The 19,717-nt window shown below is 57.7% G+C and carries 21 protein-coding genes; 14 read left to right on the top strand and 7 right to left on the bottom strand.

Features of this window, described 5'->3' with window-relative positions; translation table 11 throughout:
- Window positions 1-112: 112 nt before the first annotated feature.
- The gene (locus tag ACR0JG_RS01560; RefSeq protein ID WP_480567325.1) at window positions 113-1,237 is read right to left on the bottom strand and encodes a beta-ketoacyl-ACP synthase III; all 1,125 of its coding nucleotides are present in this window, start codon (window positions 1,235-1,237) and stop codon (window positions 113-115) included.
- 154 nt (window positions 1,238-1,391) lie between these two features.
- On the opposite strand from ACR0JG_RS01560, the gene ACR0JG_RS01555 reads away from it, so the two are divergent.
- The 3 genes from ACR0JG_RS01555 to ACR0JG_RS01545 are packed head-to-tail and all read left to right on the top strand — an operon-like array spanning window position 1,392 to window position 5,945.
- Window positions 1,392-1,859 carry a MarR family winged helix-turn-helix transcriptional regulator gene (locus tag ACR0JG_RS01555; protein ID WP_480567323.1) on the top strand — a complete coding sequence of 156 codons (468 nt, stop codon included), beginning with the start codon at window positions 1,392-1,394 and terminating at the stop codon, window positions 1,857-1,859.
- Window positions 1,856-2,893, top strand: a complete 1,038-nt coding sequence (locus ACR0JG_RS01550) for an efflux RND transporter periplasmic adaptor subunit (RefSeq protein WP_480567322.1) — start codon at window positions 1,856-1,858, stop codon at window positions 2,891-2,893. Before ACR0JG_RS01555 ends, ACR0JG_RS01550 begins: the two co-directional genes overlap by 4 nt.
- Before the next feature lie 10 nt (window positions 2,894-2,903).
- Window positions 2,904-5,945 (top strand): efflux RND transporter permease subunit, encoded by a 3,042-nt coding sequence (locus ACR0JG_RS01545; protein ID WP_170594597.1) that lies wholly within the window; start codon window positions 2,904-2,906, stop codon window positions 5,943-5,945.
- Here the strand turns inward: ACR0JG_RS01545 and ACR0JG_RS01540 are convergent, their stop codons facing one another.
- On the bottom strand, window positions 5,946-6,356 hold the full coding sequence (locus ACR0JG_RS01540; RefSeq protein WP_480562424.1) for a VOC family protein: 411 nt from the start codon (window positions 6,354-6,356) through the stop codon (window positions 5,946-5,948). It abuts the gene before it with no gap.
- A 102-nt stretch (window positions 6,357-6,458) separates the two neighbouring features.
- Window positions 6,459-9,803 (bottom strand): carbamoyl-phosphate synthase large subunit, encoded by a 3,345-nt coding sequence (gene carB, locus ACR0JG_RS01535; protein WP_480567321.1) that lies wholly within the window; start codon window positions 9,801-9,803, stop codon window positions 6,459-6,461.
- A 177-nt stretch (window positions 9,804-9,980) separates the two neighbouring features.
- Between carB and ACR0JG_RS01530 the strand changes: the two genes are divergently transcribed.
- The 4 genes from ACR0JG_RS01530 (at window position 9,981) to aspS (ending at window position 14,233) form a co-directional block, all read left to right on the top strand.
- Complete coding sequence (locus ACR0JG_RS01530) at window positions 9,981-11,108, top strand: aminodeoxychorismate synthase component I (RefSeq protein WP_170401766.1); 1,128 nt, start codon at window positions 9,981-9,983, stop codon at window positions 11,106-11,108.
- Window positions 11,063-11,710 (top strand): aminotransferase class IV family protein, encoded by a 648-nt coding sequence (locus tag ACR0JG_RS01525; protein WP_170392351.1) that lies wholly within the window; start codon window positions 11,063-11,065, stop codon window positions 11,708-11,710. Before ACR0JG_RS01530 ends, ACR0JG_RS01525 begins: the two co-directional genes overlap by 46 nt.
- Window positions 11,711-11,769: 59 nt before the next feature.
- The gene (locus ACR0JG_RS01520) at window positions 11,770-12,378 is read left to right on the top strand and encodes a CPBP family intramembrane glutamic endopeptidase (RefSeq protein ID WP_480503528.1); all 609 of its coding nucleotides are present in this window, start codon (window positions 11,770-11,772) and stop codon (window positions 12,376-12,378) included.
- A 79-nt stretch (window positions 12,379-12,457) separates the two neighbouring features.
- Window positions 12,458-14,233, top strand: coding sequence for an aspartate--tRNA ligase (gene aspS, locus ACR0JG_RS01515; protein WP_480567320.1), 1,776 nt, complete (start codon window positions 12,458-12,460; stop codon window positions 14,231-14,233).
- A 232-nt stretch (window positions 14,234-14,465) separates the two neighbouring features.
- Here aspS and ACR0JG_RS01510 read toward each other — a convergent pair whose 3' ends face one another.
- Window positions 14,466-15,182: a response regulator gene (locus ACR0JG_RS01510; RefSeq protein WP_480567319.1), complete on the bottom strand. Its 717-nt coding sequence runs from the start codon at window positions 15,180-15,182 to the stop codon at window positions 14,466-14,468.
- Between the two features lie 134 nt (window positions 15,183-15,316).
- Here ACR0JG_RS01510 and mce point away from each other — a divergent pair, with 134 nt between their 5' ends.
- Window positions 15,317-15,721: a methylmalonyl-CoA epimerase gene (mce, locus tag ACR0JG_RS01505; RefSeq protein ID WP_010441821.1), complete on the top strand. Its 405-nt coding sequence runs from the start codon at window positions 15,317-15,319 to the stop codon at window positions 15,719-15,721.
- Window positions 15,722-15,726: 5 nt separating this feature from the next.
- On the top strand, window positions 15,727-16,002 hold the full coding sequence (locus ACR0JG_RS01500) for a DUF1467 family protein (protein WP_170392343.1): 276 nt from the start codon (window positions 15,727-15,729) through the stop codon (window positions 16,000-16,002).
- Between the two features lies 1 nt (window position 16,003).
- On the opposite strand, the gene ACR0JG_RS01495 is transcribed toward ACR0JG_RS01500, so the two are convergent.
- The 3 genes from ACR0JG_RS01495 to ACR0JG_RS01485 form a co-directional block, all read right to left on the bottom strand.
- A complete protein-coding gene (locus ACR0JG_RS01495; RefSeq protein ID WP_480568995.1) occupies window positions 16,004-16,702 on the bottom strand; it encodes an EI24 domain-containing protein in 699 nt (232 codons plus the stop codon).
- Window positions 16,699-17,277 carry a nitroreductase family protein gene (locus ACR0JG_RS01490; protein WP_480567318.1) on the bottom strand — a complete coding sequence of 193 codons (579 nt, stop codon included), beginning with the start codon at window positions 17,275-17,277 and terminating at the stop codon, window positions 16,699-16,701. The genes ACR0JG_RS01495 and ACR0JG_RS01490 overlap by 4 nt, the downstream gene beginning before the upstream one ends.
- 136 nt (window positions 17,278-17,413) lie before the next feature.
- The gene (locus tag ACR0JG_RS01485; protein ID WP_170392337.1) at window positions 17,414-17,662 is read right to left on the bottom strand and encodes a hypothetical protein; all 249 of its coding nucleotides are present in this window, start codon (window positions 17,660-17,662) and stop codon (window positions 17,414-17,416) included.
- Window positions 17,663-17,783: 121 nt separating this feature from the next.
- Between ACR0JG_RS01485 and ACR0JG_RS01480 the strand changes: the two genes are divergently transcribed.
- The 5 genes from ACR0JG_RS01480 (at window position 17,784) to ACR0JG_RS01460 (ending at window position 19,716) form a co-directional block, all read left to right on the top strand.
- Complete coding sequence (locus ACR0JG_RS01480) at window positions 17,784-18,485, top strand: M48 family metallopeptidase (protein ID WP_170392335.1); 702 nt, start codon at window positions 17,784-17,786, stop codon at window positions 18,483-18,485.
- On the top strand, window positions 18,485-18,853 hold the full coding sequence (locus ACR0JG_RS01475; RefSeq protein ID WP_170392333.1) for a YigZ family protein: 369 nt from the start codon (window positions 18,485-18,487) through the stop codon (window positions 18,851-18,853). The genes ACR0JG_RS01480 and ACR0JG_RS01475 overlap by 1 nt, the downstream gene beginning before the upstream one ends.
- 68 nt (window positions 18,854-18,921) lie before the next feature.
- On the top strand, window positions 18,922-19,173 hold the full coding sequence (locus ACR0JG_RS01470) for a DUF6455 family protein (protein ID WP_480567317.1): 252 nt from the start codon (window positions 18,922-18,924) through the stop codon (window positions 19,171-19,173).
- A gap of 17 nt (window positions 19,174-19,190) precedes the next feature.
- Complete coding sequence (locus ACR0JG_RS01465) at window positions 19,191-19,454, top strand: DUF6455 family protein (RefSeq protein ID WP_480567316.1); 264 nt, start codon at window positions 19,191-19,193, stop codon at window positions 19,452-19,454.
- Window positions 19,455-19,458: 4 nt separating this feature from the next.
- Window positions 19,459-19,716 carry a DUF6455 family protein gene (locus ACR0JG_RS01460; RefSeq protein WP_170512454.1) on the top strand — a complete coding sequence of 86 codons (258 nt, stop codon included), beginning with the start codon at window positions 19,459-19,461 and terminating at the stop codon, window positions 19,714-19,716.
- Window position 19,717 lies beyond the last annotated feature (1 nt).

Here is a 19,717-nt window from a genome sequence, read left to right as displayed (position 1 = left end):
CGGATCTCGATGTGTCGGTCAGAGATGAAGGAGCGGTTGAGCCCGTCTGAATAATTCTTGAGAAAGCGGTTTGGTCTTGCAGCGATTCCAGCAGCGCAGTTAAGGCGCGCGCTTATTGATGCCGTTTGACGATCACAGAGCCTACCGAATACCCGGCCCCGAACGAGCAAATCAGGCCCACATCGCCCGCATCCAGATCATCGGAATGCTTTGAGAAGGCGATAATCGACCCGGCGGATGAGGTATTGGCGTAGTCTTGCAGAATGTTGGGTTGCTCACCCAGTTCAGGCTCGCGCCCTAGAACCTTCTTGCCGATGAAGTCGTTCATCGTCTTGTTGGCCTGATGCAGCCAGAGGCGTTTTAGATCATCACTACTGATGCCTTCTGCCTCCATGTGGTCGCTGATATGTTTGCTGACCATGGGCAGGACCTCTTTGAACACCTTGCGACCATTCTGCATGAACTGCATGTCGCGGCGATCTACCAGACCATCGGGGCGTGAACGGCGGAGGAAGCCGTTATTGTTGCGGATATTGTTTGAAAACGCAGTTGCACACCGGGTCGAGACAATCTCGAAATGTGGGCCTCGGGCGTCTTCGATCCGCTCGATCAGAGTAGCGGTCGCGACATCGCCAAATATGAAATGGCAATCCCGGTCGCGCCACTCGAGATGACCCGAGCAGATCTCGGGGTTGACAACCAGCGCCGCCCGGACCGAGCCCGAGCGTACCATATCCGCCGCCGCCTGAATGCCGAATGTGGCCGAGGAACAGGCCACGTTCATGTCAAACCCGAATCCGCTGATCCCCAATGCCTGCTGAATCTCGATCGCAATTGCAGGATAAGCACGTTCATGGTTCGAGGCGGCGCAGATCACCAAATCGACATCCTCGGCGCTGCGCCCCGCTTGTGCTAGCGCCTTAAGGCACGCATCCACCGCCATCTCGGTCATGATCCCAGGTTCGTCGTCGCTACGCTGGCGCAGCGCGGGATGCATGATCTCGGGGTTCAGAACACCGGTCTTGTCCATCACATACCGGTTTTCGATCCCTGATGCCTTCAGGATGAACTCTTCCGAGGAATGCTGCATCGGTTCCATGTCGCCCGCTGCAATCGCATCCGCGTTTTCGACGTTCATCCGGTCGGCATAGGCATTGAACGCTTCCACCAGTTCAGCGTTGGTGATGATGTTTTCTGGTGTATAGACACCGGTCCCGGTGATGGCAGGAGTGTACATGGCTGGCCCTGAGTTCATGATCTGCACAAAATGCAGTCCCCATTAGTATTGATCAAGATGTGTTGACCCAAGGGAATGCATCGCCCCTCGCTTCATAACTTGAATAGTTCAAAATTCGAAGTATATTTCGCCACGACTCGCACGGAAAAGATTCATGTCAGACGATATCAGCATGCGGTTAGGACGCCTCAGCCCTGAGATTCAGGCGATGATGGGGGTCTACGCGCTTTATTGGAAACTGGAAGAGAGCTTTGACAGCATCGAAACACACCTGAGCCATCAGGAATGCCACATGCTAATCAAGCTCGATGTGCCCAAACGTATGGGAGTGCTGGCCGCAGATATGTTGACAGTGCCGTCAACGATTACGGCGACCGCCGATGCACTTGAACGGGCGGGGCACCTGACCCGACAGCGTGATCCCGAAGACCGTCGCGCCTGGCTTTTGGTGCTGACCGAACAGGGCGAAGAGGCCCGCAATATGCTGGTGGCCGTGGCGGGTGAGCTTTTCCACAGCGCATCGGGTCTGAACACCGAAGAAACCGCCGAGTTCGCACGGCTGGCTCACAAAATCCGTGACAACATTCTGAAAACCGGAATTCCCGAGGGATTGACGAAATGAAACTCCTGACCTCTGTTTGCCTCGCACTGTCCTTGTTGACTGCGCCTGCCATAGCGCAAGAGCCTGCCAAGCCTGTGAAACTGATGCAGGTAAGCGAAACCTCTCCCGGCTTTTCGCGCCAATTCTTTGGTCGGATCGCCGCTCGTCAGACCGTTGATCTGGCGTTTCAGGTCGCAGGGCAGATCGTTGAGATGCCTGTGACCGAAGGCTTTGTAATCCCAAAGGGTGAGTTGATTGCCCGCCTCGATCAGGAACCGTTCGAACTGCAGCGCGACCGGACGCGCTTGCAAAAAGATCAGGCGGATCGAACACTTGCCCGCCTGTCGCGTCTGCGTGGAACCGCAGCCAGCCAGGTTGCCGTCGATGATGCCGAAACAGCTGCGCAACTGGCTGCGATTGCGGTTCGAGATGCAGAATATGAGTTGGAACATACGACGCTGACCGCTCCGTTCGACGCGCTGGTTTCAAGCCGTGCAGTTGAGGCGTTTACAACTGTTTCTGCGGGTACTCCGATCGTGCGGATACACGATATGTCTGAACTGCGTATCGAGGTGGATGTGCCCGAAATCCTATTTCAGCGGTCCGGACAGCAGGACGACATCACGATTACTGCCAAGTTCCCTGTCAGCGACGAGATCTTTCCGCTGGAAATAAGGGAATTCGATGCTGAATCCTCAAGCGTGGGCCAGACCTTTCGCATCCAGTTCGGTTTGACACCGCCCGAGGGATTGCAGATTCTTCCCGGTTCCTCCGTGACCGTCACGGTGCAGGTGCAGGATGAACGCACCGGGATCATCATCCCGCCAACGGCTGTAGTTGCTGATGCCAGCGGCGCGCTGGGCGTTCTGGTCTTCTCGCCGGCTCGCGCCGACGAAGGCACCGTCCGCCGGGTTCCCGTGACTGTTGAACCTACCCAGAGCGGCGATGTCCGCGTGCTCACCGGCTTGACGGATGGAGATGAAATCGTCGTCGCCGGTGGGGGTGCATTGTCCGATGGTCAAACTGTCCGCCGCTTTGTCGGCTTCTCGAACTGAGGGCGGTTTCATGAGCATCGCACGCGCTTCGATCGACCGGCCTCTCTATACGTGGCTGTTCATTCTGATTGCCCTGTTCGGCGGCATTTGGGGTTTCACATCGCTAGGTCGCCTTGAAGACCCGGCCTTCACCATCAAACAGGCGGTGATCGCCACGCAATACCCCGGTGCGACTGCCGAACAGGTGGCGCTGGAGGTTTCAGAACCGCTGGAATCTGCCATTCAGCAGATGGGCGAGGTGGATGTCATCACCTCGGTCAACCAGCCGGGACAGTCGCTGATCGAGGTTGAGATTAAATCCACCTATGACGGCAGTGAGTTGCCCGACATCTGGACCCGTCTGCGCGCCAAGGTGCGCGATGCAGCACGCGGTCTGCCTTCGGGCGTGGGTGCGCCTTATGTGAATGACGGGTTCGGAGATGTGTTCGGCCTGTTCTATGCCGTTACGGCAGAAGGGTTTTCTGACGCCGAGAAGCACGAACTGGCGACCTTCCTTCGCCGCGAATTGCTGACGGTAAGCGGTGTTGCTGATGTCGAGGTTCAGGGCTTGCCGGATGAGGCGATCTTTATTGAGCCGGACCTGTCGATCTCGGTCAATCAGAACGTTCCGCTGCAGGCGATCAACGAAGCTATCGCAAACGCGGACTCGGTCAACGCTTCGGGTTCGCTGCGATCCAACAGTGACCGCACCACGATCTTGACGGCCGAAGGCTCGGACAGCGTGTCGGCGATCGCCGGCCTGTCGGTTGGATCGCAGGGGCAGGTGATCAATCTGTTTGATATGTCAGATGTCTATCGCGGGCGGCAGAATGATCCCGATATCATGATCCGATTCAACGGCGCTGAAGCTTTCACGCTGGGTATCGCTGGGCTGGCCACTGAAAACATCGTCGAAGTCGGGCAGCGTGCAGATGCCAAACTGGCCGAACTGGATTCCGAAATCCCCTTTGGTGTCGAAATCCTGCCCATCTATCAGCAGCATGTTGTTGTCGATGAGGCCTCGAACGCCTTCCTGCTGAACCTCGCCATGTCAGTCAGCATCGTGGTTGCGGTTCTGGGCATTTTCATGGGCTGGCGCGCCGCAATTGTCGTTGGGTCCACCTTGTTGCTGACCGTTGTGGGTACTTTGCTCTTCATGTCGATGTTCTCGATCGAGATGGAACGGATCTCGCTGGGCGCTCTGATCATCGCCATGGGGATGCTGGTCGACAACGCCATCGTGGTGGCCGAAGGAATGCAGATTTCGATGTTGCGGGGAAAATCCTCGCGCGATGCTGCGGAAGAGGTTGCGTCAAAAACGCAGATCCCACTTCTGGGCGCGACGGTGATCGGGATCATGGCTTTCGCCGGGATTGGGCTCAGTCCTGACGCGACCGGGGAATTCCTGTTCTCGTTATTTGCCGTGATCGGCATTTCACTACTGCTGAGCTGGGTTCTGGCCATCACGGTGACACCTTTGCTTGGGCACTATTTCTTCAAGCAGGGCAAAGAGGGTGAGGTGGATGCCTATGGCGGCATCCTGTTCCGCGTCTACGGTGCAATCCTGAACTGGGCGCTTCGGTTCCGATGGCTGGTAGTGGCCGGGTTGATCGGGGTCACAGTCGTCTGTTTTGCGGGCTTTGGACTGATGAAACAGCAATTCTTCCCAAACTCGAACACGCCGTTGTTCTTCGTGCACTACAAGCTGCCACAAGGCACGCCGATCGCCCGCACGGCGGAAGATATGGCCGTATTCGAGGGCTGGCTGGCCGAACGTGATGACGTCGTCTCGGTTGCCACATTCGTCGGGCAGGGGGCCACGCGGTTCATGTTGACCTATGCTGCCGAGAAGCCAAACCCAAGCTATGGACATATGATCATCCGCACCGAGGCTTTGGACGACATTCCTGCCTTGCAAGCCGATCTTGAGGAGTTCGGTTCAGCCCAGTTCCCCGAAGGCGAGTTCCGCACCAAACGCCTGATTTTTGGTCCCGGTGGCGGCGATCCAATCCAGGCTCGGTTCTCGGGTAGTGATCCGGTTGTTCTGCGTCAACTGGCCGAAGAAGCGGTACAGCGCATGTCAGCCGCATCTCCGAATGCGCTACATGTGCATCACGACTGGCGTGAGCAGGAATTGGCCGTGCAGCCGATCTATGCCACGGAGCGCGCCCAAACAGCAGGCGTATCGCGCGAAGACATTGCGGCTACGTTGCAGTTTTCGACCGATGGCATCACGGGCGGCGTTTTGCGCGAGCGCGACCGCCAGATCCCGATCATCTTGCGCCGTCCAGCGGATGGGGACTATTCGATCGTCGATCAGGTGGTTTACTCCGATCAGTCGGAACGTTTCGTTCCAATCGAGCAGATGGTGGATGGCTTCGACTACAAGGCGCTCAATACGTTGGTTCACCGCCGTGACCGGGTGTTGACCATCACGGTTGGAGCGGACATCCCCCCTGACATGACCGCCGCGCAGGTCCACTCCGAAGTACGCAGTGCCATTGAAGCGATGGAACTGCCGATCGGCTATCGTATGGAATGGGGGGGCGAGTTCGAGGATTCAGGCGATGCGCAGGCCAGCCTTGGGCGGCAGTTGCCGCTGAGCTTGCTGATTATGGTGTTGATTTCCGTATTGCTGTTCAATGCAATCCGGCAACCGGTCATTATCTGGCTACTGGTCCCGATGTCCGTAAATGGCGTGGTTATCGGTCTGCTTGGAACAGGCCTGCCCTTCACCTTCACAGCGCTATTGGGGCTGTTAAGTCTGTCAGGGATGCTGATCAAGAACGGCATCGTACTGGTCGAAGAAATCGATCTGGTCCGCGCTACTGGCAAAGCCCTGCGTCCTGCGATTGTTGAGGCCTCTGTCTCGCGTCTGCGCCCGGTAATGTTGGCGGCGATCACGACGATTCTGGGGATGGCACCGCTTCTGACGGATGCGTTCTTTGTGTCCATGGCAGTCACGATCATGGGCGGTCTGGCCTTTGCCACGATCCTGACCATGGTTGCCGCACCTGTCTTCTACATGTTGTTTTTCAACCGTGAGGAAAAGCGACGTCTGGCTGCTGGTTGATCAACCGCCCGCATCCTCCTTTGGATCATAATGGTAGTAAAAACAGGATAGCTTGTTGCCATCAGGATCACGCAGATAGGCCACATAGAATCCGGGCTCGTAATGAGGTCGGACGCCCGGTTTGCCTTCATCCGTGCCGCCGTTTTCCAGACCCGTGGCATGGAAATGCCGAACCTGAACGGCACTCTGAGCGGGAAAGGCGATCATCGTGCCATTGCCGGTACTGGCGGGGGCTCCATCAAAAGGTCTGCAGATCCAAAAGCCGGTCCCGCTGTCGGGATCGGCGCCCCATCCGGCCCAACCGTCGATCCATCCGGGCAGGCGTGGCTGACCAAGAACTGCGAAGATCGCATCATAAAAGCGGATAGCCCGCGGCAGGTCGTTGCTTCCGTATGTGGTGTAGAGGTCCATGAGCACTCCTTCCCCGCCCATCATGTGGGCGATGGGCAAGGAGGGGAAGAAAAAAGACCCCGGCCGAGGCCGGGGTCCATTCATTCATACCATTGCCGGGGCTTAGCCCTGCAGCGATTTCACCTCAACATCGCCTTCGGCCTGCGCCTTGATCGCCAGCGCGGCGGCATAGCTTGCTGCGGCTGTGGTGTAATAGGGGATCTTGTCATACAGCGCGATCGACCGGATTGATCGGCTGTCTTCCACCGCCTGTGCGCCTTCGGTCGAGTTCATGACCAGCTGCACGCCGCCGTCCTTCATCAGGTCGGTCACATCCGGGCGGCCTTCGTACACCTTGTTGACCACGCCGCACGGCACACTTTCTTCAGTCAGCCAGGCTTGTGTGCCGCGGGTCGCAACAAGCTCAAAGCCTTGCTCAACCAGAACACGCGCTGCTTCGAGCATATCCGGCCCTTTGTCCGCATCCTTGATCGAGATAAACGCACGACCTGCGCTGGGCAGCACCATACCGGCCCCCATTTGTGCTTTCAGGAAAGCGCGCGGGAAGTCGCGATCCCAGCCCATGACCTCTCCGGTCGAACGCATTTCGGGGCCCAGGATGGTGTCAACGCCGGGGAAGCGGGCGAAAGGCAATACGGCTTCTTTCACCGAGAACCACGGCATGTTCGGGTCGGCCAGCGTCATCTGGTCGGCGATTTTGGTGTCATCGACCGTTTTGTACGGAGGGCGTTTCGGGAAGTTCGCCAGTTTCTCACCGGCCATTACACGCGCAGCGATAGAGGCAATGGCGCTGTCAGTGGCTTTAGCCACAAAAGGCACGGTGCGGCTGGCACGAGGGTTGACCTCAATCAGGTAAATCTCGTCATCCTTGATGGCGAACTGCACGTTCATCAGGCCGACGACATTCAGCGCCTTGGCCAGCTTGAACGCCTGATCCTTAATCTGTTCGATGATCTCTTTCGACAGCGAATAAGGCGGCAGCGAACAGGCCGAGTCGCCCGAGTGCACGCCGGCCTCTTCGATGTGCTGCATGATGCCTGCAACATGCACGTCGTTACCGTCGCACAGCGCGTCCACGTCCAGTTCGACCGCACCGGCCAGATAGCTGTCCAGAAGAACCGGGCTGTCGCCCGAGACCACTACGGCCTCATTGATGTAGCGGCGTAGCTGATCCATATCGCGCACGATTTCCATCGCGCGGCCGCCCAGAACATAGGAGGGGCGGATGACCAGCGGGAAGCCGATTTCTTCGGCAATTTCCAGCGCCTTTTCGTCGGTCGAGGCGATGCCGTTCTTGGGCTGCTTCAGGCCCAGTTCATTGACCAGCGCCTGGAAACGCTCACGATCTTCGGCGAGGTCGATCGCGTCGGGCGTGGTACCGAGGATCGGGATACCTTCAGCCTCCAACGCATTGGCCAGTTTCAGCGGGGTCTGCCCGCCAAACTGAACGATCACTCCATGCAGCGTGCCGGCTTCCTGTTCCTTCGTAAGGATTTCCATGACGTGTTCGAAGGTCAGCGGCTCGAAATACAAACGGTCCGAGGTGTCATAGTCCGTTGAGACCGTCTCGGGGTTGCAGTTGACCATGATGGTCTCATATCCGGCTTCGGTCAGCGCGAAACAGGCGTGGCAGCAGCAGTAATCGAACTCGATGCCCTGGCCGATCCGGTTCGGACCACCACCAAGGATGACGACCTTTTTGCGGTCGCTTGGACGTGCCTCGCATTCGACCTCACCCATCATCGGGGCTTCGTAGGTCGAGTACATATAGGGGGTCTGCGCCTCGAACTCAGCCGCACAGGTGTCGATGCGTTTGAAGACGGCGTTCACACCCAGATTGCGGCGGGCGCGGCGGACGTTGTCTTCGTCACGGCCGGTCAGATTGCCCAGACGCGCGTCGGTGAAGCCCAGCATTTTCAGTTTGCGGATACCGTCTTCGGTTACCGGCAAGCCGTCTTTACGCACGGTGCGCTCGGCCTCGATAATCTCGCGGATGCGGGACAGAAACCATGGGTCGAACTTGGTGACGCCGAAAATCTCATCGTCGGTCAGGCCGTGACGCATGGCCTGCGCGATTGTGCGCAGACGATCGGGGGTCTGCTGGCTGATCGCCTTGATCACGGCGGCCTTGTCGTCGGCTTCTTCCCAGACTCCGACGTTCAGACCGGGGATTTCGATCTCATCAAAGCCTGTCAGACCCGACTCCATCGAGGCCAGAGCCTTTTGCATCGATTCGTGAATGGTGCGGCCGATGGACATGGCCTCACCCACCGACTTCATCGCGGTGGTCAGGTAGGGTTCGGAACCGGGGAATTTCTCAAAGGCAAATTTCGGGATCTTGGTGACAACATAGTCGATGGTCGGCTCGAACGAGGCTGGGGTGACCTTGGTGATGTCATTGTCCAGCTCGTCCAGCGTGTACCCAACGGCCAGTTTTGCGGCGATCTTGGCAATCGGGAAACCGGTCGCCTTCGAGGCCAGCGCAGAAGAGCGCGATACACGCGGATTCATCTCGATCACGACCATGCGGCCATCTACCGGGTTGATCGCCCATTGCACGTTCGAGCCGCCGGTTTCGACGCCGATTTCGCGCAACACGGCAATCGAGTGATTGCGCATGATCTGGTATTCTTTGTCGGTCAGCGTCAGGGCAGGGGCCACGGTGATCGAGTCACCGGTATGCACGCCCATCGGGTCGACGTTTTCGATGGAACACACGATGATGGCGTTGTCAGCGGTGTCGCGCACCACCTCCATCTCGTATTCTTTCCACCCCAGAAGACTTTCATCGATCAGGATCTGACCGACGGGGGACGCATCCATACCCGAGCGGCAAATATGGATATAATCCTCGCGGTTATATGCGACACCGCCGCCGGTGCCGCCCAGCGTAAAGGCGGGGCGGATGATGGCGGGCAAACCAACTGTTTCGAGGGTTTCAAGCGCCAGTGCCACACCGGCGTCGAGATCTTTCTTGCCGTTCTCATCCTTGGGGGCCGTCACGATCTCGGCCTTGGGGTTTTCGATGCCCAACCTATCCATCGCCTCGCGGAACAGGGCGCGGTCTTCGGCCATTTCGATCGCGTCTCGCTTGGCGCCGATCATCTCGACGTTGAACTTATCCAGCACGCCCATCTCTTCCAGCGCCAGCGAGGTGTTCAGGCCGGTCTGTCCGCCCATAGTGGGCAGTAGGGCATCGGGGCGTTCTTTTTCGATGATCTTGGCGACAACTTCGGGCGTGATCGGCTCGATATAGGTCGCATCGGCTAGCCCCGGGTCGGTCATGATCGTTGCAGGGTTCGAGTTCACCAGAATGACCCGATAGCCTTCCTCGCGCAGCGCCTTACATGCCTGAGCGCCGGAATAGTCGAACTCGCAGGCCTGACCGATAACAATGGGGCCTGCCCCGATGATCATGATCGACTGGATGTCGGTTCTTCTCGGCATGGCTTGGCCCCTTCAATTGTCCGCGAGTCAGGGCACCGCCCCAGCGCCCAAATTGTCCTGCGTTATAGGGACCGCGCGAAAAGGTGCAAGAGGTATCGGAAACGGGTTTGAAATTGCCGCTTTCCCCTCTTTCCCTTGGCGCGCTATTCTCTATACCGCGCAGCACGGCAAATGAGGATGCAATTGCGTATTCGTTTCGATCAAGGACCAGCTGGGCGCGGAACCCGGTTTGAGCGTCCGTCCCGGATTATCCGCGCGGATAACGCGGCTGAGGTGCCCCAGGCTCTGGCGGCGCTGGATCAGGCGCGCGCGGATGGGGCCTGGCTGGCAGGGTACGCAAGTTATGAGCTGGGCTACGTGCTAGAACCACGTCTGGCAGACCGGCTGCCAGAAGGACGACGCCTGCCACTACTGTGTTTCGGTGTGTTTGACGCACCGGATCGCGTTGGACTGCCAAAGGCGTCGGGCAGTGTCACTGCGTTTCAGCCCCGCTGGGACGAGGCGCGATATACGCAGGCCTTTCGTACAGTGCATGAGGCGATTGGTGCGGGTGACATTTATCAGGCAAATCTGACCTTCCCAATTGATCTCGATGTAACCGGAGACAGCGTCGCGCTTTATGCGGCGCTTGCGGCTGGTCAACCCGTCGGCCACGGCGCCTTGGTTGAGCAGGAGGGGCTGCCTGATCTGCTGAGCCGTTCGCCGGAACTTTTTTTCCGAACCGACGCCGAGGGCCGGATCGAAACGCGCCCGATGAAGGGAACTCAACCGCGCAGCGAGGACCCGGTCGAAGACGAGCGTCGACGCGCTTTCCTGTCTTCGGATGAAAAGAACCGGGCCGAAAATCTGATGATCGTCGATCTGCTGCGCAACGATATTAGCCGAGTCGCGCTGGCCGGATCGGTGAAAGTACCCGAGCTGTTCAAGGTTGAGACCTATGCGACTGTCCATCAGATGGTCTCGCTTGTGCAGGCGCAGTTACACCTTGGCGTAGGCCTTTCTGATATTCTGACCGCCCTGTTCCCGTGCGGATCAATCACCGGAGCGCCAAAGATTCGCGCGATGGAGATCCTGTCCGAACTGGAACCTTGGCCTCGCGATGTTTATTGCGGAACCATCGGTTGGGCGGCCCCGGACGGTCGGTCGGAATTCAACGTGGCCATCCGGACCCTCATGGTTGAAGGCGGCAAGGCGACCCTTAACGTAGGCGGCGGGCTGGTCTGGGACAGCACCGCGCCATCGGAATATGAGGAGGCGCTATGGAAAGCCCGCTTCGCCCACCAACTGAGCCTGATTTCCGTCTGATCGAAACTTTGGCCTACAGGCCGGGGCAGGGGTTCGTCAGGCTTGATCGTCATTTGGCCCGCATGGCGCGCACAGCACAGAAGTTCGGCATTGATTTTGACCGAACCGCCGCTTGGACGATTTTGGATGCGAGTTTGGGTGAGATTGCATTGCGCTGCCGTTTGACCTTGGACGCGGATGGCAAATTTGAACTGACGTCCGGAGAATTGGCTGCCAATCCGTCCGTCTGGCGTGTGGATTTGGCCAAACAGAGACTATCATCATCGGATATCTGGCTGGGTTACAAAACGACCCGACGGGCCGTCTATGACATGGCGCGGGCGGGCTTGCCGCTAAGAGTTGATGAGCTTTTGTTTTTGAACGAACGGGATGAGCTTTGCGAGGGCACTATCACGAACCTGTTCCTGACCATGCCCGACGGCAGACGACTGACGCCCTCACTGCGATGCGGATTGCTTCCCGGGGTTTTGCGCGAGGAATTGTTGGATAATAAAGAAGTTACCGAATCCGTTCTGACCTTGACCGATCTAAAAAACGCGCAATCTATCCACTGTGGAAATTCCCTTCGGGGGCTGATCCGTGCGGAGCTTGTGGCACCTTGAGCAAAAATACCGAATGGGTGGAGACCCCTGTTACCAACTCACGCCTCAGGATTGAGTTTGTGCTCTTTTTTGTGGCGGTTCCCATAGCCATCGCGACATTGTTCCCGCCAAACTGGATGTTCCCCTCGCTTTTTGCGTTTACCGGACTGGGGATACTGCTGCTGCAGGATACGCCCGGTTTTTCCTGGGCGGAGCTTCGGTATGGCTGGCGAAACTGGTCGTGGACCGAAGTCTTTGCATTTACCCTGTTCATGGCTGCCTTCTGTTCCGCCCTGGTGCTGTGGGCGCGACCGGATGCAGCCTTTGTTTTGCTGCTGCATCGGCCAGAGATGTTGATATTCATCTGTATCGGCTACCCGTTGTTATCCGCTCTGCCACAAGAGCTGCTTTTTCGCTCTCTCTTTTTCCGACGCTATCACGCGATCCTACCTGAAGGGCGGGCCGCATACCTTTTGAACGCTGGCCTGTTTTCGCTTGCGCACCTCATGTACTGGAGCTGGGTCGTAGCCATCATGACTTTCGTCGGAGGCCTCCTGTTCACCTGGGCCTACCGCAAGCGCGGATCATTCTTTTATGCAGTTCTTCTGCACGCAATTGCCGGTAATATTATCTTTGCGGCAGGGCTGGGCGTCTATTTCTACTCGGGCAACGTGCAAAGGCCGTTTTGACGGCGCGACCCGCCTTGACTTTCCAAGCCTGACGGGGTGTATCGGCGCGACGAATTCTGCGCCCGAAGGGATATGATCCATGCACGCCTATCGCAGCCACACCTGCGCCGCTCTGACCGCCGCCAATGTCGGTGAAACCGTCCGCCTGTCCGGTTGGGTGCATCGTGTCCGAGATCACGGCGGCGTGCTGTTCATCGACCTGCGCGACCATTTCGGTGTTACCCAGGTTTTGTGCGACGGCGATAGTGCGGCATTTGCTGAACTGGAAAAGGTACGGTCCGAGTGGTGCATCCGCATCGACGGCACTGTCAAGGCCCGCGACGCTGATCTCATTAACCCGAAACTGCCGACAGGCGAGATCGAGGTTTATGTGCGTGAGCTGGAGGTTCTTGGTGCTGCCGACGAATTGCCGTTGATGGTGTTCGGCGATCAGGAATACCCCGAGGAAACACGTCTGCGCTATCGCTACCTCGACCTAAGACGCGAGGCGATGCAGCAAAACATGACCCTTCGCTCGGACGTTGTCGCATCCATGCGCCGCCGGATGTGGGATCAGGGATTCCGTGAATATCAGACACCGATCATTACCGCATCGTCGCCCGAAGGCGCACGCGACTTTCTGGTCCCCTCGCGACTACATCCGGGCAAGTTCTACGCCCTACCGCAGGCCCCGCAGCAATTCAAACAGCTGATCATGGTGTCGGGCTTCGACAAATATTTCCAGATTGCACCCTGCTTCCGCGATGAAGACCCGCGTGCAGACCGATCGCCCACCGATTTCTATCAACTCGACCTAGAGATGTCGTTCGTCGAGCAGCAGGATGTGTTCGACACCATCCAGCCCGTGCTGACTGGTGTGTTCGAAGAGTTCGGGGGCAGGCGCAAGGTCGATCAGGAGTGGCCGCAGATTTCCTACAAGGACTCAGCCCTATGGTACGGCACCGACAAGCCTGACCTGCGGAACCCCATTAAGATGCAAGTGGTCTCTGACCACTTCCGCGGTTCTGGCTTCGCGATTTTCGCGAAGCTGTTGGAGCAGGAAGGCACCGAAATCCGCGCTATCCCAGCGCCGAGCGGTGGCAGCCGCAAATTCTGTGACCGTATGAACGCATTTGCCCAGAAAGAAGGTCTGCCCGGTATGGGTTACATTTTCTGGCGTGATCAGGGCGAGGGTATGGAGGCCGCAGGTCCACTGGCCAAGAACATCGGCCCCGAACGAACCGAGGCGATCCGTCAGCAATTGGGTCTGGGCGTCGGTGATGCCGCGTTCTTCCTGGGTGGTAAGCCAAAAGCCTTTGAGAAGGTGGCCGGTAAGGCCCGTGACGTGATCGGAGATGAACTGAACCTCACCGAGAAAGACCGCTTTGCCTTTGCCTGGATCGTCGATTTCCCGATCTACGAGCAGGACGAAGAAACCGGTGCGATTGATTTTGAACACAACCCCTTCTCGATGCCGCAGGGCGGGATGGAAGCTTTGCAGGGCAACCCTCTGGACGTACGCGGGTACCAATATGATCTGGCCTGTAACGGCTACGAATTGGTTTCGGGTGCCATCCGGAACCACAAACCCGAGATCATGCTGAAAGCCTTTGAACTGGCGGGCTATGGTGAGGACGAAGTGAAGTCCCGCTTTGGCGCACTGTTCAATGCCTTCCACTACGGCGCCCCGCCGCACGGCGGCTGTGCCGCAGGGATCGACCGGATCGTGATGCTGCTGGCGGATGAGGCCAACATCCGCGAGGTCATGATGTTCCCGATGAACCAGCGCGCCGAAGACCTGATGATGGATGCGCCATCCGATCCGACCTCGGATCAGTTGATGGAACTGGGTCTCAGGATCATCCCGCAAGACTAAATCTAGCCGCCCGCCCTGAGCGGGCGGTTTACGTTTGGGGCAGTGCAATACAATCGGTGTATTCGCCGCGCCACGCAAATCCGAGTTGCGTGGTGGTCTCAAAACAAGCTCAACTCAATCCAGTGGATTTGCGGCATTCCGACGATTGCGGATGCTCTTGGCCGTCTGTCGTGTCAGGCGGTAGACCCAGATGCAAAGGATCGATGCGGTAATAAAGTAAGCGGTCAGCATCTCAGATCGCCTCTTGCCGTTCGAGCCGATCCTGAACCAGACCCGCAATCCGTGCAGCCTGGGCGGTGACCGGTGTCCCCTGCGCACGAGATTGGGCGAGGTCCCGGGCTGCTTCGGCAAGCACAGTATCTTCGGCGTCTCGCGCAACGCTTTGCAGGAATTGTACCGCATAATCCAATGCGCGCTGATCAGTGGGGCCGGTAAGCACGTCGGCGATATGGGCCATGTCGTCCCGATAAGCCAGCGGATCGGGCTGAACGATATTATCCCTGACGAAATCCAGACCTACTGGGCGGCGATCTTCGGGCAGAAGTTCAAGTATCGAGGTCTGGAAATAAGCGACCGAGGTCAGGGGTTTGGCCAGAAACCCATCTGCACCTGCGCGTCTGGCGATAACCTGCATGCTGTCATCGCCAGACAGCCCGAGAATGACACCGATGCGGGGTACAGCATGGGTCATTTCGGCTATCAGGTCAGCGCCGGACCCGTCTGGAAGACCCATATCGACGATCAGGACCGAGGGACGATAGATTTGCAGATGGCGCCGCGCTGATTTCAGACAATCCGCACGACGGATACGCGCACCGCTATGCAAGCACATCAATCGTATTGCATCGCACGCATAGCGGCTGTCTTCGACCACAAGGATTGTTTGGCCCAGCAGCGGTCGCATCTTGGTGGCCAGCGCCGGAGAGGCGAAAGGTCCCGAATCGTCCATGGCAGAACTCCTGTTTAGCAGATGCCTCACGCTAGGAACTTCTGGCTAATACAGGGTTAACGACGATTTGGCGCACTTGTCCTTTGGGTATACTGCCCCCATAACCGCTGCAACGCAGAAGGAAGGAGAGTCCCATGATTGGTCGCCTGAACCACGTAGCCATTGCTGTTCCCGACCTAGAGGCCGCATCGGCCCAGTATCGCAATGCGCTTGGCGCCAAAGTCGGCGCTCCACAGGATGAGCCGGATCATGGGGTCACCGTGGTCTTTATTGAACTACCCAACACCAAGATCGAATTGCTGTATCCGCTGGGTGAGAACAGCCCGATCAACGGATTTCTGGAAAAGAACCCATCAGGCGGTATCCACCATGTCTGCTATGAGGTCGAGGATATCATCGCAGCCCGCGATCATCTGAAAGAGACCGGTGCGCGCGTTCTCGGATCGGGTGAACCCAAGATCGGAGCGCATGGCAAACCGGTGTTGTTCCTGCACCCGAAGGATTTCAACGGATGCCTCGTTGAGCTGGAGCAGGTCTGAAGTCGATGACCATTACCGCCGCTCTGGTTCTTTTCGCTGTAATTTGGTTTCTGACCTTGCTTATTGTACTGCCTGTGCGCATCAAAACGCAGGGGGATCTGGGGGATATTGTTCCGGGCACTCATGCGGGTGCGCCGGAAGTCCATCACATGAAGAAGAAGCTGTGGATTACCACCGGGATATCGGTGGTGCTGTGGGCGATCATTGCAGGTATCATTATCTCTGGCGTAATCAGCGTGCGCGATTTCGATTGGCTAAACCAACTGGAGCCGCGCGAGTAGCTCAGGTTCGGCTACCCGACAGACCGTGATAAATGTGTGTGAAGGTCGCCGCTCCTAGGATCGGGATCAACAGGTTGACCAATGGCACAGAGAGCGGGACTGCCATAAGAATACCGGCGACCCAAATGGTTGTCGCGTGCTTCGCGCGCAGCTTTCGCGCCCCCTCGCGCCCCAGTCGGCGCATCGCAGCCAGGGTGAAATATTCTCTCCCCAGAAGAAACCCGTTCATACCCCAAAAGATAAACAACGCGAATGGCGTGAAGAGTGCATAGAGGATCAATGCCAACAGGTTGGCAACAATCAGTACACCCAGAAAACTGAGCGTATCCCTTAGCGCATCGCCAAAGGGGATGCGCTGAGCCAGCGGCAGACCGGGGTAATGCTTATCCTCAACCGCCTGTGCGACCTCATCCAGAAACATCGAGGTGATGGCTGACGCAACGGGGACCATCAGAAACACCGACAGCACCATCATCAGCAGGAATGATGACACGCTGAGCAGGTCGTTCAACCATGTCACCTCACCCAGTATTGGCAAGGTGGCCTGATCGCCGACCAGCGCGTTGATCAGCCACAAAAATCCGGCATAGGCAGCCACCAACAACGCGAATGTCAGGCCAACACCCAACAGAAGTACCTTGCGGAATCTTGGGTCGCCGATCTGTCCCAGCGCCTGTAGAAACGACTGGATGATGATCATTCGGAAACCCATTGGGTTAGTGCCTCCACATTGGGGCGCGGTCGTTCGGGAGGGGTCGTACCTTCGGTTGCGATATGGATAAAGCCTGCAATCTTCTCGTTTTCGGCCAAGCCAAGCCCCTGTTCGCAAAACTCGCGATCATGCGATTGCCAGCCGGACAACCAATTGGCCCCCCAACCTGCGGCCAGCGCTGCGTTCAGCAGAGCCAGACATACCGCACCCGCTGAATAGGTCTGTTCAATTGCCGGTATCTTGTCAGAAGGTTTCTGCACCTCAATAACAGCAACCGCCAAATGGCCCATTTCGAATTGGCTGCGCGCCTTGGCGATATCTTCGGGCGATTTTTCCAAGGCGAGACCACAAGTTTCTGTAAGATCTGCAAGGCGTTGCATGGCCCCATGCTCGACAACAACAAAACGCCAGGGTTCCAGCTTTCCATGGTCCGGGCTGCGCGCTGCAGCAGTCAGCAGCGGCCTCAGCTCTTCCCGGGTCGGGGCCGGGGCTACCAGTGTTTTGGCCGGACGAGACCGGCGCGCGTGCAGAAAATCCAGCGCAGCTTGGTTCTTCAGGGTCATATGTTAACTTCCTTCACATGGCAGTCTGTATGTCGGAGGCATACTGTTCTCTTTCAAGGGCAAACTGCTCATCAAAAGGCGACAAATTCAATCTGAATTGCTGCTTGTGACCAGACGCAAGATCCAAAAGGAACCATTAGTCTTTGGTGCTCTCGGACTCACGTATCTGATAAACGCCCTCGGGCAAATCCAGCGCAGCGGCCAGATCGCGTACCTGCTCTGGTGACAGGGTAATCTTCTGGATCTGATCGGTCCGCGGGTCCAACTGCTCAAGCGTGACGCATTCAGCGAAGTTGTTGATCACGACATCCTCTTGCAAAGGCTTTGCGCCTTCGTCCACTAGCGTGATCACCGTCGAGTCGAATTCGTGTTCAATTGAAAACATATGTGCAGAGTGCAGGGCATAAGATCGCAATGCAACCCGTTGCAAGCTGTAATCGGCTGTGGCCCGGCCTTAAATGCCGCGCTATGCTTGTCTGCCGACAGAGTGACCGAAAGGAATGTGAATGCGCCGTCTTGCACTGTTGCTGGTGATGCTGTTGGCGGCTTGCGATATGTCGCCTGTTATCGCGATCCCGGCCGATCAATGGCAGCCATCGTCATCAGAACAAAAGGACAGGGCGCGCGTATTCGAGCAGGTCAGCCGGGCTGTCGGAACGACCGCAAGCCGGGAATGCCGCCGCCAATCGAGGACTGCCAATTGTGATTTTGTGATTTTGGTTGATCTCTCGTCAAAGGCCCCAGCGAATGCGTTTCAGACCTTGGACAAGGATGGGCGGCCGCTAGTCGTTTTTACACAGCCGATGATCGATGCAACGCAGAACGCGGACGAGATGGCCTTTGTCATGAGCCATGAGGCCGCCCACCATATTTTGGGTCACATCGCCCGGCAGGCGCAGAACGCCAAAGAGAGCGCGCGGATATTCGGTGAACTCGCGCGCAATCAGGGCGCGGACGATGCAGGGATTGAGCGCGCACAGGCGCTGGGTGCTGAGGTCGGGGTGCAGAACTACACGCGTGAGTTCGAATTGGAAGCGGATCGTCTGGGGACACAGATCACTTACGCGGCGGGGTATAATCCGCTGGTCGGGATGGCTTTCTTCCAACGCATTCCTGATCCGGGTGATCGTTTCCTTGCCACGCACCCTCCCAATGCCCAGCGGGTCGAAGTTGTGTTGCAAACGGCGCGGGAACTGGGATTACGATAATGGTCAACTTAACCCGATTGGGTGTCGTTCTCAGTGATCGCGGGTCGAAATATGCTGTGACGGGCGCGGGGGTCACCAGTCGTGCTGATGTCGATGCGGTACTGGCGGAACTGAAATCCGACAAGGCATATGCGAAGGCAACTCACAACACTTGGGCGGCCATCTTGCCAAACGGTGCGCTCAAGGCCGATGACGGAGAGTCTGGCGCAGCAATGGTCATTTTGCGGATGATGGAGCGGGCCGAGCTGACGGATCACGTAATCATCGTGACACGCTGGTACGGTGGCAAGAAGCTGGGCGGGGACCGCTTTCGCCGCGTGCAGGACGCCACGCGGGCCTATCTGGACCAGCTGGCAACCGGGCATTGACCTGAGTCAAGGGCACTGTGCGGGGCATGCGTTACCCTTTCCATAGAGTGAATGGAAAAGGAAACCGCATGTCTGATCGTGAAACGCTGCGACGTCACGCCGACCTTGTAGATCGGATGGCCACGACGCTGGGCGTAGATTTGCAAGAAGTTGCCATCAAAGGGGCCTTACAGTTCGACGAAATCTCCGACGCGGTACTGCAGTGCACGGAATGCCCGAATCCGGGCCATTGCAAGGCGTTTCTGGCCCAGAACCTGACAGCGCCCGACACACCTGAATACTGCCGCAATCACGAGCTGCTGAACAGGCTCAAGCCGTAACGCCAAAGGGGGCTACCGTGCCACGACTTGGACGGATCATGACCCATCTTCGCCTTGTATTGCGAATGGCACAGGCGACGGGAGCCGACCTTGCCACCGCACATCGCGACGGGCACCTGAGCCAACAGGAATGGGCAGATATGGTTCAGCTCTGCCGCGGGTGCAAATGGGCGCGGGCATGCCCAGACTGGTTGAACGAGAACGAAACGGCGGAAAGCGCGCCCTGCACCTGCCCAAACCGGCACAGGTTCGCCACCTTGAGGGTCAGCAAGCAAAGGTGATCAAATGGATCGAACATCACTGGGCGAGATCGAAAAACACTTTTGGCTGACACGCTCGGTCGCGCGATCCTTAGGGATTTCTCTGACCGAAGCAATGGCCGAAGGGAAACTGACACCTGCCGACTACGCTCAGATGGTGACCCGATGCCGGGGCGCAATATGCGACGAACGTTGTCAGATATGGCTTGCCGCACAACAAGGAATGGCTGAGAAAGCACCTGATTTTTGTGCCAATGCTCAGGTTTTGAACGACTTGACCTGAC

The organism is Ruegeria sp. AD5, from assembly GCF_056542345.1.
The sequence above is the reverse complement of the archived record's forward strand: the minus strand, read 5'-3'. Positions and strand labels throughout refer to the sequence as shown.